Raw genomic sequence first — 14302 nt, 5'->3', positions numbered from 1 at the left:
GAAATTTTGCTGCCTTGAGCAGCCACCTTTATAGAAGTAAAATTACGGTTTTTCTGTGACATTACAAACTCTTTTTTTGAACAAACCCCACCCGTTTCTGTCTTTATTGGAACAATAAAAATAAGGGCAAAAATTCTGTATATCAACGGTACTGTTGGACGTTAATTGCGGTCAACGTCACGAGTATTCTTGGAAAATTTGGGTTATTTAACGTACCTTTGCGGCTGGAAACACAAGCAAGTTCTTTTCCTTGCTGCTTATTTGCACAAATTTCAAGACTGAATGTTAAGTCGAAGACACCTGCGCGTAAAGGTGCTGCAATCCCTTTACGCTCTGCAAGCTGCCCGCGAGGCAGACTATCAATTGGCGGTAGATTTCATCACGGAATCTTTCAAGCCAGACCTCAATTCCATGACACCCCAAGACCCCTTGAAGTTGGAAGGAATGAGAAAAATGACCACTCTTTTGCTGGAGGAAAATTATCGCAAAGGAGAAATCCCACACGATGATGATACCCCGCCCACGGCTTTGGTCACGGCCAAAAATGCCCTCCGGTATTACCAAGATTTGTTCAAAAAAGACAAGCAACGCATTGCTCGGCAACTAACTCCCGAAGTGGAGGCCATCTACAACACGTACCTGCTCCTTTTACAGCTTTTCATTGAATTTGGCTCGCTATCTCAAGCTGAACGCGAACGTCAGTATGACGATCCAGACAACAAACCACTCTCAAAAATTGCGGGTTTTGATACCAATCGAGTGGTGGTTGCGCTGAGTGAAAGCAAAACCTTGGAAAACGAGTTTATTCGTCGCGGAATCACCTGGGGGCAAGAAACCACTGGGCTTGTGCGTACGCTGTTCAGGGATGTTTTTCGGAACGACGATGCCTACCGGGCCTACTGTGAAACCAAAGAACACACCGCCGAAGAAGACCTGCAACTCATTTTGAATGCGCTCAAAGATGTGGTTCTGAAAAATGAGGATGTCGTAAGCTTTTTTGAACTCAAAGACCTGTACTGGAGCGAAAACGGCGACCTTGCCCGTAAAATGGCCAACAAAACATTCAAATCAACCATCGAAGACAGCGGACTTCAGCTCACTCCTTTGACCGACGATTGGGACGAAGATCGCTTTTTTATGGAAGAGTTGTTTGAGCAAACCACCACCAGAAACGACGAAATCGAACAAATCATTGCCGAGCCACTCAAAAACTGGGATTTGGACCGCTTAGCCCCGATGGATTATTTAATCCTGAAAATGAGCGTTTCCGAGATGATGTCTTTTCCCGGAATCCCCGTCAAGGTGACAATAAACGAAGCAATTGAAATGGCCAAAGAATATAGTACGCCAAAAAGTGGTAAATTTGTCAATGGAATCTTAGATACCCTTTCAAAAACGCTGATTAAAGAAGGAAAAATCCGGAAAAGCGGAAGGGGATTGTTGGATAATAAATAAATCCGAGTTGACTGTAAGCGTTTAGCGCGGGCATAGTCACTGAAAACAATAAACATTTAACACAACATGAGCAATTCATCAAAAGTATTGATCGCATTTCTGGCGGGCGTCGCTACAGGCGCTGCCGTGGGTGTTTTGTACGCCCCCGAAAAAGGCGAAATCACACGTGACAAACTGTCGTATCGTCTTTCAAAATACCGTGAGCAATTACAGGGCCTTATCTCTGATTTGCTAGAAGGCAAAGATTTACCCGAAAGTCTGGCAAAAGCAGAAGGACAAAAAGTAGTCACCGATGCGCGCGAAAAAGCCGAACGGCTCTTGGAAGATGTAGATCGTCTGATGGCCCAAATCAAAGGACAAACTGCTTAATTTCAGTCCCCCATGCGATACCTATTATTAGTTTTAGTAAGTACGGTTCTTTTTTCCTGCGGAAGCAATCAGGATAAAAACGCCACGAGCAACCTGGATGATAAACTTCCAAAGTTTGAATTTGCGGAAGACATCAAAAATGTTGACTTCGGTTCTCTTAAAGAAGGTGCTCAGGTCGAACACACGTTCAAATTCAAGAATGTAGGAGATTTTCCGCTCATCATCAACAACGTGAGCGCTTCTTGCGGTTGTACCATTCCTGAGTGGCCCCGCCAGCCCATCGGCCCAGGCGATGAAGGTGCCATTTTGGTTCGATTCAACAGTAAAGGCAAGCAAGGGCAACAATTTAAAACCGTCACGATTTATGCCAATACCAATCCCGCAACGACGGATATTCAGTTTAAAGCCGACGTTGAAGCCGCTAAAGATTCAGTGACCACTAGTTCGCTCTAAACAACCACAAACCTTTTATTTAACCCTAATCATAAACCTATGCTCAACAGCATTTTTTTACAGGCCGGCGGCCAATCTTCCATGATTTACCAACTCCTTCTTTGGGCGGGTATCATTGGTGTATTTTACTTTTTCATGATTCGCCCTCAGCAAAAGAAGCAGAAAGACCAAAAGAAATTTTTGGAAGAACTAAAAAAAGGAGACGAAGTAATAACAATCGGCGGTTTGCACGGTACGGTAGTATCCGTATACGAAACTACCGTTACGCTTGAAGTAGACGGCAGCAAAGGCACAAAAATGAAATTCGAGAAATCGTCCATTTCGCGTTTGGCAGGTACAAGTGCATCCTAATTGACATCAAGTGGCGCAGATTCCCCTTTCATCCCAACCTTCTCGTAGCCGCATCATCCTGTTTAGTTTGGTGGCGGCTACGATTATTTGGCTTTTCAATGAGCTTAACAAAGATGGATATACTCTTCGGGTACAGTACCCCATTAATTTGACCTACAACGATTCGCTTTATATTCCGATTACTCCCCTTCCCAAAAGCGTCAGCGCTACGCTCACTGGAAACGGCTGGATGTTGCTGCGAAAATCCCTTTCTTTTACGGTTTCGCCCGTTCAGTATCCCATTCTCAACCCGCTTGCCACCCAAACCCTCAATCCTGCGGCATTGACCGCCATCATGCACGAACAAGTGAAAGATGTGCGAATCAGCAACGTGATGCTGGATGTAAATCGCTTGGATTTTGAAGAACGAATGATCAAAACTACGGTGCTGAGAGTAGACAGTGCTGGATTGCAACTCTCGCCGCGATTTGTGGTATCAAGTTTCATCAATCTCCGCCCAACAACGGTCACGTTTGACGGCCCGACTTCGTTGGTAAGCGATATTGCAGACACTATTTTGGTACGGGTGCCCGCCCAAAAAATAAGGGGTAATTACGATGAAGAACTCCCCATCCGGTATCCCCAATCTCCCCTCTTGAAAGCAAGCACCGACCGTGTTTTTGTGAGTTTTGAAGTAGCGGAGTTATTCGGCAACATCCCCCAAACTCCTCCCCCACCCACGGAAGAAAAAACGACTCCAACGCCAAAACCTAAGTCGGACGGCAAAAAATCTAAGAAGAAATAGGCTTATTTCAAACGGCAGACTGACTACCTTCGATTTTTAAAATCGTAAATCAACCCTCCACTGCAAATGCTCCAAATAGGCGTCACAGGCGGTATAGGCTCGGGCAAGAGCATTGTTTGTCGGATTTTTTCGGCTTTGGGCATCCCCGTATATTCCGCCGACGACCGCGCCAAATGGTTGCTTAATCACGACCTTAGTCTCAAAAGCGCCGTTACACAATTATTGGGTAGCGAAGCCTATTTACCAAACGGCATTTACAACCGCGCTTGGGTGGCGAGCCAAGTGTTTCAGAATCCTCCGCTGTTGCAAAAACTAAACGCCATTGTCCATCCTCGGGTGGGTGAAGACACGCAGGAATGGGTCGAGCAAAACACCAACGCGCCTTACCTCATCAAAGAAGCGGCCATTATGGCCAAAGCGGGCCAAAACAATGACTTGGATAAAGTAATTGTCGTTGATGCCCCCGCCGACTTGCGAGTAGCCCGCGTGTTGAAACGTGACCCTCAGCGCTCCGAAAAAGAAGTCCGCGACATTATAGCCCGTCAAATCTCCGACGAAGAGCGCCACAAAATCGCCGATTTTGTCATCTACAATGATGAAAGCCAACTGCTGATTCCGCAGGTGTGGAAACTGCATTTGCTGTTTAAGAAATAATTTTCTGGCTACGTTTTTCAACGTTCATCTATCTCAAACGCTACCGTTTTTACCCGCTTGCTGACCGTGCCGTCGGGCAGCGTTTCTTCCAAAATCATGGACTGCGCCGCGGCCAATTCAAATACTTCTTGCATGGTACGAATGGCGGCGGCGGGCACATTGGCCGCTTCCAATTGCTGAAGCAATGAGGTGGCCTCAAAAACCGAAATTTTCTCGGCCAGTATTGCATTCAATACCGCTCGGTTTTTGACACGTTCCACATTTGAACTAAATGAGGGCTGCATTAAAATTTCCGATAAGTCCAGCACTTGACACAAATTTCTGAACTGCTTTTCGGTGCCAACGGCCAATAAAATCGCTTTCCCATCGCTGCAAGTGTACATATCGCCGTAAGGGGCAATATTGGGATGCTGCGTGCCCATCCGTTGAGGAATATGGCTGGCCATGAGCCAATTAGTGGCCTGATTGACCAACGACGCCACGGCCGATTCAAACAAAGAAGTTGCTACATAAGCCCCTTTTCCCGTTTGGGTACGGCGTAACAACGCCAACAAAATCCCTTCTTTCAACTGGTGGGCCGCCAACACATCAATCAGCGCAACGGGCATTTTGACGGGTGGGCCACCAGCTTCGCCATTCATGTACAGAAAACCCGCTTCGGCTTGCAGTACCACGTCAAATGCGGGACGTTCGCTGTGATCATCAAAGGCATTGAGCTGCGCAAAAATCAAGGTTGGATTGATTTGGGAAAGCGTTGGATAATCTACCCCCAATTTTTCGGCGACGGTTGTACGATAATTACTGATCACAATATCGGCATTCTGAAGCAATGCATAAGCCTGCTCACGGTCGCGAGTATCTTCTAAATCAAGCAGATAGGTCTTTTTGTTCCAGTTGACACTTGCGTAATAAGCTGAATACGGGGAAGAAGAATCTTCGGTGGGTAATTTCCAAGAACGCGTCATGTCGCCACCCGTTTTTTTATTCTCAATTTTTATCACTTCTGCACCCAATTCGGCAAAAAACATCCCCACGGCAGGCCCCGCCAAAACGCTGGCCAATTCGACTACTTTGAGTCGGTTTTTGAAAAATTGTTCGGTCATACATTCGGCTTATTTGTCCCAAATTTGCCAACTATTCTTTGATTTTCAGTAATGATTCGGTTACTTTACCAACTCTTACTCATCATTAAATCAGATTGCGATCATGAATGAAGGATATAACCCCGAGGAAATCAAATTATTAAAGGAAGAGTGCCAAGAAGCAGGCACCAACTTCATTCATTGCGACGATGAAGATGTCAGTACCTCCGAAAATGGCGAATTGGCCCACGTCCAGTTTGTAGGTAGTTATAAAGGTCAGGAAGTTATTTATGATGCCATCATTTATACGTTGCGCCTACATCATAGCAGTTTAGTCTACGAAAAAGCGGTAGAACAAGCCCAAAAAGTATATCCTGATTACCTGCCGTTGGATGAACGCGCTCCCGGCTACAAAATCAGCCCAGCGGTAGAAGAAGAAGCCGAAGAACTCATCACCGAACTTATCGAATCCATTGAGGAAGAAGAGGAAGTAAAGGTCAAAGAACATTTGGAAATTGAGCCAGAATTTGAATATGGCGTAGGCCTAGACGCATGTCTCAACATCGAGGCCGTTACCGACGAAGTGATTACGAAATTCATCGAAGACTTTAACAACGGTCGTCTGAAATTGGACACAACGCTGTATTCTTTCACCAGCGACGAAGAAGACGAAGATTAGTCTTTTTCAAAAGCACAAAATTGTAGGGGCGGAGATGAACTTCCGCCCTTTTTTTATACCCTCACGCGATAAGGGCAGACGCGAGGCCTACCCCTACAGTTTTCGTTTGGCAAAGGCCAGATACACGCCCAAACCCAACATCATAGCTCCCGTCACCTTGTTTTGAATGCGCGAAAAATGAGGTAGTTGGTTTAGATACCTTCCTGCTTTCCCAAAAAATACCGCCACGGCCGCGTTTACCAGCGTTCCTGAAATATTAAACCAAATACCCAACATCAACACCTGCCACTTAAAATCTTCGGAATGAACGTCGGCAAATTGGGGCAAAAAAGCCAGAAAAAACAACGCCACTTTGGGGTTAAGCACGTTGGTATAAACTCCCTGCCAAAATATTTTTTTTAAAGGCGTAGATTCCAGAGATGATTGGGTTGACAGGGTATTTTTGCTCAATAAAGACGTAATTCCTAAATAACACAAATACCCCACTCCCAGAAACTTGACAATGTTGAACGCCACCGCCGACTCAGCAATCAGCACCGAAAGCCCCAAAACCGCCGCAAAAGTATGTACCAAACATCCACCTGCGATACCCAAAGCCGATACAATACCCGCTTGGGTTCCTTGAGTAGTACTGCGCATGGCCACGTAAATCATGTCGGAGCCTGGCGTGAGATTAAGCATTAATGTCGCAAAAGCGAAAAGCAGAAACTCGTTTGGATTCATACAAAAAGCGTTTTGGTTTACTGTTTTGGTAACGCAAAACGTTTAATGATAATTCGGGATATTCTTCCCTAAAATAATGTCTCTTTTGCCAATCCAAACTCCTTTTTCATTTTTGATCAATGTGATAATACCCGACCCACCTCGGTTCTGGGCATTTGAGCGGTCTTTTTGGGTCAATAGGGGATCACCTTCAAATTGATATTCATCAATCCAATATTCATTCTTGGCGGTTTCTTTGATGATGGGATGCACATGCGCCGCAAATTTTTGACCCGGATACGCCGCCGGGCGAATGGTACGGAACTGATACCTTCCTTGGGCGTCGGTTTTTATCCAGCCCCGCAGATGCCCGTGCCGACGGGCATGGACCTGCGTGGCGGTGGGCGTGTATTCTCCTTTTACGTCGGTATGATACACGTACAAAATCACATCAGTCGCGGGGGTTTTGCCATCTTTTTGATAAATCGTTCCGCTGATTTCCATGCGCTCGCCCGCTTCTTTGGCATCGGCGATGGTGGTTTGCCAAGATAGTGTTTTCGGCATTCCTTCAAACATCATTTCGCAATCTTCACAGCTGTCGCCCACTTTTTGGGCCTGACAAGGAAGCACACCTACAAAAAGCAAAATTGAGAAAATAAGCAGGTTTTTCATGGCCGTATCGTGTTGGTTTTCTGGTACAAACCAAAAAAAATGACCGAAGACGAGCTAATTTATTAGGTGAGATGTCAAAACTCCTTGACATGCTACTTTATGCGTAATTAGTTTTAGCGAATTTTGAAGCAGGATTGCCCGGGGATAGAAAACACAAAATGCAGCTATTTAAATCAGTATGGGTAGGTTTTTGGCCAAAATGCATTGGAGGGAGATACAGACAGCTTTATAATAGGATTTATGTTGAGCGAGATTGACACAGTTATTACCTTGGACTGAACAGATAATTAAGCCCAATTTGAGCTTGACCTACATTTTGACCTTTAATCGAAAGTATTCCCACTAAATATTTCTTAGCTCCAAATTGAAAACTATAACCCACATCAGCACGAAGACGCCTGAATAAATGGATAGTCAGACCAGGATTCACAAATGCGATTCCAATTGGTTTGTTTTCTCCGCCTAAGCGTTTTCCCACTTGATAGGATGCTTCAATAAAAGGAGAAATCCGAGTAGAAAGAAACTGATACCGAGCAAAAGGGCCAAAAGTAATTTCGTTGAAATAATAATGAGGCCCAAATCCCATCCACTCTTTAGACCATGCTGCTCCTAATCCAATAATTAAGTTATTAGCTATAGAGTACCCTGTGTGGAATTGAAGCCCATTACGCCTTTTTAATATATTCCCTCGGCTATATCCTTCCTTGAGACCAATTTGCCAAGTTTTCGCAGTACTCTTGTTTTGTGAAGGGCTGAAAATTGTTTGTTGGGCAAAAACCCCTTGTGGTTTTATACTCACAAGTAGACCAACAAAACAAAGGTAAAGGATGGATTTCATGGAGAGAAAGAGTTGTTTGTTTACAACGAAGAATTTTTAAATTGAAGTATAAAATGACTTACTTTCTGTGCCTATTGAAAATAAGTCTGTGTATTTCCGAATTTTGAGGCACTAATTTACCACTAGGTACCCCCTGCCCTGTAAATGACTTACTGAGACATGAATGAAGAGCCTCTATTTGGGCTCTTCATTCATAATTAAGCGCATTGGGTAGGTTGGCTCATGCCTGTCGCCGTGAAGTTTAATTCTCTCCCCCCTTTTTGTCATCGTTATTGATGCTCTTTTTCTGGCGTTGGGGCGCGTTGGTCATTTTACCGAATTCATACGAAAAACTAACCCGCCAACCGCGGTTAAAGTATTTGCTGCTGCCTTCCTGCACAAAGGTGGGGGAAGAGAACGACATTTTTTGTTCAATAAAAGGAGCAAAGAAGTTATCCAATCCGGCACTGATTGAGCCTTTTTTCTTCAGTACTTCTTTCTGTAAAGCGATGTTGTAATAGGCATAGCCACTCATTTTTCCCTGCAACATCACCCTCGGAGAGTTGAAAAAACCAAAAAATTGTCCCTTGAATCCTTTCCCGAAATCGTAGGTTGAATTCATGTTGATTCGGTACATCCAATTGGCATTTTGGGCTTGCAAAGCAGGGCTGTTGAGGATGTTGTAGTACAAATTAATGGAGCCGTTGCTCGAAAATTTCTTCTTGATTTTGGTCGTTGCGCTCAGTGTAAGGCCGTAAGAGATATTTTGGGAAATATTTTGGAAGCTCAAATGGCTGACGCCTTCGTTATTAACCGTCCGAATTCGCTCGATAGCATTGTTGGTTTGCCGCATGAAAAACGTCGTATTTATCGACGACTCTTTGATGTATACGTTGTAACTTGCCTCGGCGCTGTGGGTCAGCTCTGGTTTAAGGTAGGGATTCCCCGAATAGGTAGATTTTGGCTCGCTGGCATTGACGTATGGATTCAAAAACCACAACATAGGTCGCTGGATTCGCTGCGAATAGCTCAGCTTCAATTTTTGATTTTTGGGCAAGTTTCTTGACAGACTGATGTTGGGAATGATGTTGCCATAATTGTTAGAAAAAGGTACTTTTCCCGCCAAAAATTCCGCCTGAATAAACGTATGCTCATATCTTGCCCCCGCGTTGATTCCCCATTTATTTTTGGAAGTACGTGAGTACGAAATATAACTCGAAGCAACCTGCTGATTGTAATCAAAGACATTGGCAAGGGCGGGGACATCCACAAAATTTGTAGAACCATCAAACGCGGCAGCTACCCGGTAATCACTCTTTACGTTACGCAAAATGGTCTTCGCGCCCAGCTCCAACGTACTGACGCTGTCGAGAGGATTGGTGAAATCAACCTGCACCGTTCCTTCGTAGTTTCGACTAGCGTTGGGGCTTTTTTCGCGGTAATAAACAACGTTTTCGGCATTCAATTGGTCGAGGTTATAATAACTATCTTCGGCTTCTTTGGAAAACATCGTCAACACGTTAAACTCTTTTTTCGGTTTTTTGAACGTCTTGTTATAATCTACATTCAGCGTGCCGCCGTCCCAGTCGTAGATGCGATACAACTTTCGGGTAAAGAGCGTCTTTTCGCTGCCGCTCGTAAAATTGTTGATGTAATCGAAGTTCATGCCATTTTTTCCGTCGTAAAAATTCAGCCCAGCACTCAAGCGATTCAGCGTATCAATGTCCCACTCGGCCGAAATATTTCCGTTCAGATTTTCCCCACCACCCCTGAAATAAGTGTTCTGAATCAGTTTTGTTTGGTAATTTTCCACGGTCGACAGGCGCGTCAGATTATTTTCTCCTTTATTTCGCCACTTGTTAAAACCGCCCCGCGCCGAAAGCCCAAAGCTCTTTTTGCGATAATTGAGCGAGCCGTTGTAGTTATCATTCCAACGGCCAATGGAAGTATTCGCCTTTCCGTTGATGCCTTGTAGATTGTTCCGTTTGGTAATAATATTAATAATCCCCGCCGTTCCTTCGGCGTCATATTTGGCAGAGGGCGAGGTGATTACTTCGATTTGTTTGATGTCGTCGGCAGGGATAAGTTTAAGCACATCGGCTATGCTTTTGGCCATCAGGTTGGAAGGTTTGTTGTTAATCAAGACCTTGATATTGGAACTTCCGCGCAGCTCCACATTCCCATCCAAATCTACCGCGATGGACGGGATTTTCCGTAAAACATCGCCCGCATTTCCGCCTTTAATGGTGATGTCTTTTTCGGCATTATACACCAAACGGTCGGGTCGGTCTTCAAACAACGCTTTCTGTTCCACTACCTTGACTTCGTTGAGTTGTTGGGCTGTCAGCGCAAACGGCACAACGCCTAAATCCAAGTCATTGTCGGTGGTAACGGCCACATTCAGTAGGGTTTTGTCCTTGTACCCCACAAACGTAATCTTCAGTTGATAGACCCCTGCTGGTACTTTTGAAAACGTAAATTTCCCTGTTACATCAGACGTTGTACCTTCCACAACTTTGGTGTCTTTCATCAGGGCAACGGTGGCAAATTCGACGGGTTTTCGGGCGGTAGAATCCAAGACAAAACCCGTAATTTTTGATTTTTGGGCAAAAGAAGTCCCCATCAGCCCCATGCAAAGGGCTAGTAAGAATAGCTGTTTCATTGTTTAGAGTAGTTGGCTGTGAATGGGTTGGTATGGCTGTATTTAGTGGTTCTGAGAGATGGCTTTATGGTGGATACTCTCCTTTTTAAAATTAGTTACAGCAAAGAGTAGGATTTTTTTAAAGTGTTGCATGAAGACCAAAATAAAATTTACAGCGCTTTCTTCTTCCCGTCTTTGTCGGTCATCGTAATGCTAGTGCCTTTCTTTTGGGCCAAGGCATGAATTCCCGGTTCGGTGGCATCGTTTAAAAGGACCAAGCCTGAGCCATCTTCACTTGCCCCCATTTTTACACGGATGGTACCTTTGGCATCCTTCATTCTAAAAACCACCTCTCCATCGTCGTAAGATTGAATAGAGACGCGGGCTACGCCTTTTTTATCCACCAGTTCAAACGCTCGAACCGTGATTTTTTCGTAGACTTCATGGCGCGGCTTAGCGGCAAGAAAAAACAGCAAACCTACATTGAGCAGGCACATAAACAGCGCAAATCGTTGTGTTTTCATAGGAAGGAAGTTTAAAATGCAATTAGTCCGTTTTTATTTTTCGTTCAACACGGTTGAGCGTATAACTAAATAGCTCATTTCCAACCAACAGGTTTTTATTTTTATCCAGAAAAAAAAGAACATTTTCATCACCTTCCATCAGATAAACAGTTTCGTCGGGATTGTCGGATTCCAGTTGGTAAACCACCGCGTTGGGGTCATTTTTTGTGCCTTTTACAATCGACCAACTTCCTCTACGATGATTTGCCCGGTAAAAACTCCCGTCCAATTCATACGTAGTAGGTTGCCGCGTTTGCGGGTCTTGAAGCAACGTAAGCGACCATTTGGTCTTAAAACATTCGACCGATACCGACGCCTTTAGAAGAATTGCCAATTCCTGACACGGGCACCTTCCCTCAAAAATCCCCATCACGCCCGCTCCCGTCGCAAAAACCCGCGTTGAGGTGATAGACGACGGTACATTTTGGGCATCTATCTTCGTCGACACCATTCCTAAAACGAAAAAAAAGAGCAGCTTTTTCATGGTCTGTTTTTGATTTTATTGAAGGTATAGCTTTGACCTGAATTGCCAATCATCAAACTTTTGTCACTGTATAACAAGTGAATTACGTTGTCATCTAGTTTCACAAACGACACCAATTTTTCAGGCTGGTCTGGATTTAATTGATACACTACCGCTTCTGGATTGGCCTTCGAACCTTTTATGATAGCCCATTTTCCTGTTATTTCTACTTTGGTTCCACCTCCCACAAAACCAGAAGTGTTTGGTTGCCCTATTCCATAGACACAGCTTATATTGAAGGTGGTGGGGGCCCTCGTTACAGAATCCTGATGGAGCGTGATTTTCCATTTGGTAAATTCACATTCCGCCGTCAAAGGCATATTGAGCAACGGCCTGATTATGTTGCCGCACGGGCTACTTCCCACAAAAAAGCCAAACGTGGACGATATTTGTGAATAGCCGTTAGTAAACATTGACAAAGATGTTACAAATAAAAAAAATACTTTCTTCATTGGGCTCATTTTTAAGACTTTACCACATGAACAACATTCAATTGATTGGTTTCCAATATTCCGCTGTGTTTGACAATTCAAATCAACAAAAACTGAATACATCAATGAAAATAGTTTGGTAACAGGTTGAAAATTCTTGATGTCACGTCTTTTTATCGTTTGATGTAACTTTTTTGTTTCTGAATACCCGAATTTCCTAACTTTCACCATGGAAAAATTCTTCAGATACCGCCTCGACCATGTTCTTTTCTGGATAGCTACCATTTCTTTCCATGCATACAATCGGAGTTATATCATCTATAAATTGAGCTTCGGTGATTTTGTAGGGGAGTTATTGGTCCGGAACATTCTTTTGGCGGGGGTTATCTACGGCAATTTATGGGTATTGATTCCTCGTTTTTTTAACAACAAACGATACGGATTGTATTTTCTAACCCTTTCAATAGTCGTTTTGGGATATGTAGTACTCAAAAATCTTCACGATATGTACCTGTACGGATACGTTTTGGGGGACATAGAGCGACGGTCGCTGCTCACCAATGCGTTTTATAACGTATCCATTGCCGTTTTTTACGCCATTTTCAGCATGGCAATATGGCTGAGTCGAGAATGGTTTTATCAGCGAGAAATAGTCCAAAAAATCAAAAATGAACAATTAGCCACTGAATTGCAGTACCTAAAATCGCAGATAAATCCGCACATTGTCTTCAATACGCTCAACCTGATTTACGGTTCTATCCACAAAACAAACCCCGAAGCGCGACAACTCGTCCTGCAATTTTCAGATTTATTGCGCTATCAATTGTATGAATGTAACGTAGAAAAAGTGTCCATTGAAAAAGAAATAGACTACTTAAAAAATTACGTCATTCTGCAAAGATTACGAAAAAATGACAATCTAAACGTACATTTTACTCCCAATGAAAATATCTCTGGCATCACAGTAGCTCCTCTGCTTTTTTCACCTTTTGTAGAAAATGCCTTTAAGTACGTCAGCAACCACGAAAATAAACCCAACTATATTGACATTCAGCTTTTTAGAAACGAAAATTTCTTGATTTTTAAGTGTGAGAATTCCAAAAATCAGCACCCTTCAAACCCAATTTATGGCCCTGGAGGTATCGGGATTGCGAACGTAAGGCGTCGTCTCGAATTGCTCTATCCTCAGCACCACACACTGAAAATTTCTGAGGAGAACGAAATGTTTAGTGTTGAATTAAGCATTGTGTTATAAATTCCGAAAAATCGCCCTATGAAAATCAACTGCCTCATTGTGGATGACGAACCCATAGCCCGTAAAATCCTACGGGAATATGTCGAAGAATTAGACTGGCTACAGCTGGTTGGTCAAGCAGAAAGCCCCTTAAAAGCCATTAATCTAATGGCCCAACATCCCGTAGATTTACTATTTTTAGACATAGAAATGCCCCAAATGAGCGGGTTTGAATTACTCAAAAAACTTACTAATCCACCTGCGGTTATTATCACCACGGCTTATCCAACTTATGCCATTGAAGGCTTTGAATTGAATGTACTAGATTATTTACTAAAACCGATTTCTATTGACCGTTTTTTGAAGTCTGCCTTGAAAGCCAAGGCGCTCTTTGAGCAAAAAAACAAAACTCCGTCGTCCCAAATTGACTACTTTTTTGTAAAATGCGACGGCAACATTGAGCGTATAGAACTACGTGATTTGCTGTATGTCAAGGCATTAGAAAACTATATCGTCATTCAAACTACCCAACGAAAATACATTACCTACCTGACGATGAAAGGCTTGGAGGAATACTTACCTACCGAACAATTTGTCAAGATTCATAAATCATACCTTGTCCCAATTGCCAAGATTGACCGTATCGAAGGAAATGAGGTACACATTGGCAACGAAAAACTTCCGCTTAGCCGCACCCTCAGAGCTGATGTATTGCAACGTATTGATGAAAAATTAGTAAAACGCTGAACAATTCATCCGGGTGTCAAACACAATCATTATTTACTTCCTTTTTTTTGGGAGACCTTATTAATGCTACTCATCCCATCATCAGATTCATTTAATAGCACCCAGAAACGCCTCTCTTTTGCAAAATCAACTCTCCCCTAAATGT

17 protein-coding genes are annotated in these 14302 nt (G+C 43.6%); 9 read left to right on the top strand and 8 right to left on the bottom strand.

The window, feature by feature from the left end:
• Positions 1–282: 282 nt before the first annotated feature.
• The 6 genes from nusB to coaE all read left to right on the top strand — a co-directional run bounded on the left by nusB (position 283) and on the right by coaE (position 4066).
• Complete coding sequence (gene nusB / locus NCI00_RS16275) at positions 283–1455, top strand: transcription antitermination factor NusB (RefSeq protein ID WP_253529224.1); 1173 nt, start codon at positions 283–285, stop codon at positions 1453–1455.
• Positions 1456–1521: 66 nt separating this feature from the next.
• Positions 1522–1824 (top strand): YtxH domain-containing protein, encoded by a 303-nt coding sequence (locus NCI00_RS16270; RefSeq protein ID WP_114066780.1) that lies wholly within the window; start codon positions 1522–1524, stop codon positions 1822–1824.
• Positions 1825–1836: 12 nt separating this feature from the next.
• On the top strand, positions 1837–2277 hold the full coding sequence (locus NCI00_RS16265; RefSeq protein ID WP_253529223.1) for a DUF1573 domain-containing protein: 441 nt from the start codon (positions 1837–1839) through the stop codon (positions 2275–2277).
• A 39-nt stretch (positions 2278–2316) separates the two neighbouring features.
• Complete coding sequence (gene yajC / locus NCI00_RS16260) at positions 2317–2628, top strand: preprotein translocase subunit YajC (protein WP_166560566.1); 312 nt, start codon at positions 2317–2319, stop codon at positions 2626–2628.
• Positions 2629–2638: 10 nt separating this feature from the next.
• Positions 2639–3412 carry a YbbR-like domain-containing protein gene (locus tag NCI00_RS16255; RefSeq protein WP_253529222.1) on the top strand — a complete coding sequence of 258 codons (774 nt, stop codon included), beginning with the start codon at positions 2639–2641 and terminating at the stop codon, positions 3410–3412.
• A 66-nt stretch (positions 3413–3478) separates the two neighbouring features.
• Positions 3479–4066 carry a dephospho-CoA kinase gene (gene coaE, locus NCI00_RS16250; protein WP_253529221.1) on the top strand — a complete coding sequence of 196 codons (588 nt, stop codon included), beginning with the start codon at positions 3479–3481 and terminating at the stop codon, positions 4064–4066.
• Between the two features lie 17 nt (positions 4067–4083).
• Here the strand turns inward: coaE and NCI00_RS16245 are convergent, their stop codons facing one another.
• On the bottom strand, positions 4084–5169 hold the full coding sequence (locus NCI00_RS16245) for a CaiB/BaiF CoA transferase family protein (RefSeq protein WP_253529220.1): 1086 nt from the start codon (positions 5167–5169) through the stop codon (positions 4084–4086).
• A 103-nt stretch (positions 5170–5272) separates the two neighbouring features.
• Here NCI00_RS16245 and NCI00_RS16240 point away from each other — a divergent pair, with 103 nt between their 5' ends.
• Positions 5273–5827 (top strand): hypothetical protein, encoded by a 555-nt coding sequence (locus NCI00_RS16240; RefSeq protein WP_114066786.1) that lies wholly within the window; start codon positions 5273–5275, stop codon positions 5825–5827.
• 93 nt (positions 5828–5920) lie between these two features.
• Here NCI00_RS16240 and NCI00_RS16235 read toward each other — a convergent pair whose 3' ends face one another.
• The 7 genes from NCI00_RS16235 to NCI00_RS16205 all read right to left on the bottom strand — a co-directional run bounded on the left by NCI00_RS16235 (position 5921) and on the right by NCI00_RS16205 (position 12197).
• Positions 5921–6550: a LysE family translocator gene (locus NCI00_RS16235; RefSeq protein ID WP_253529219.1), complete on the bottom strand. Its 630-nt coding sequence runs from the start codon at positions 6548–6550 to the stop codon at positions 5921–5923.
• Positions 6551–6592: 42 nt separating this feature from the next.
• Positions 6593–7201 carry a dioxygenase family protein gene (locus NCI00_RS16230; protein WP_253529217.1) on the bottom strand — a complete coding sequence of 203 codons (609 nt, stop codon included), beginning with the start codon at positions 7199–7201 and terminating at the stop codon, positions 6593–6595.
• Positions 7202–7466: 265 nt separating this feature from the next.
• Positions 7467–8039, bottom strand: a complete 573-nt coding sequence (locus NCI00_RS16225; protein WP_253529214.1) for a hypothetical protein — start codon at positions 8037–8039, stop codon at positions 7467–7469.
• Between the two features lie 241 nt (positions 8040–8280).
• On the bottom strand, positions 8281–10680 hold the full coding sequence (locus NCI00_RS16220) for a TonB-dependent receptor domain-containing protein (RefSeq protein WP_253529212.1): 2400 nt from the start codon (positions 10678–10680) through the stop codon (positions 8281–8283).
• A gap of 149 nt (positions 10681–10829) precedes the next feature.
• Positions 10830–11183 carry a hypothetical protein gene (locus tag NCI00_RS16215; RefSeq protein WP_253529209.1) on the bottom strand — a complete coding sequence of 118 codons (354 nt, stop codon included), beginning with the start codon at positions 11181–11183 and terminating at the stop codon, positions 10830–10832.
• Between the two features lie 22 nt (positions 11184–11205).
• Positions 11206–11706 carry a copper resistance protein NlpE N-terminal domain-containing protein gene (locus NCI00_RS16210; RefSeq protein ID WP_253529206.1) on the bottom strand — a complete coding sequence of 167 codons (501 nt, stop codon included), beginning with the start codon at positions 11704–11706 and terminating at the stop codon, positions 11206–11208.
• Positions 11703–12197, bottom strand: coding sequence for a hypothetical protein (locus tag NCI00_RS16205; protein WP_253529204.1), 495 nt, complete (start codon positions 12195–12197; stop codon positions 11703–11705). Before NCI00_RS16205 ends, NCI00_RS16210 begins: the two co-directional genes overlap by 4 nt.
• Positions 12198–12405: 208 nt before the next feature.
• Here NCI00_RS16205 and NCI00_RS16200 point away from each other — a divergent pair, with 208 nt between their 5' ends.
• Both NCI00_RS16200 and NCI00_RS16195 read left to right on the top strand, forming a co-directional pair.
• Positions 12406–13431 carry a sensor histidine kinase gene (locus NCI00_RS16200; RefSeq protein WP_253529202.1) on the top strand — a complete coding sequence of 342 codons (1026 nt, stop codon included), beginning with the start codon at positions 12406–12408 and terminating at the stop codon, positions 13429–13431.
• An 18-nt stretch (positions 13432–13449) separates the two neighbouring features.
• Positions 13450–14157: a LytR/AlgR family response regulator transcription factor gene (locus tag NCI00_RS16195; protein ID WP_253529200.1), complete on the top strand. Its 708-nt coding sequence runs from the start codon at positions 13450–13452 to the stop codon at positions 14155–14157.
• Positions 14158–14302 lie beyond the last annotated feature (145 nt).

This window comes from Runella salmonicolor (assembly GCF_024158025.1).
Taxonomy (GTDB): domain Bacteria; phylum Bacteroidota; class Bacteroidia; order Cytophagales; family Spirosomataceae; genus Runella; species Runella salmonicolor.
Note: the sequence above shows the minus strand (reverse complement) of the source record. Positions and strands in the feature narration are given on the sequence as shown.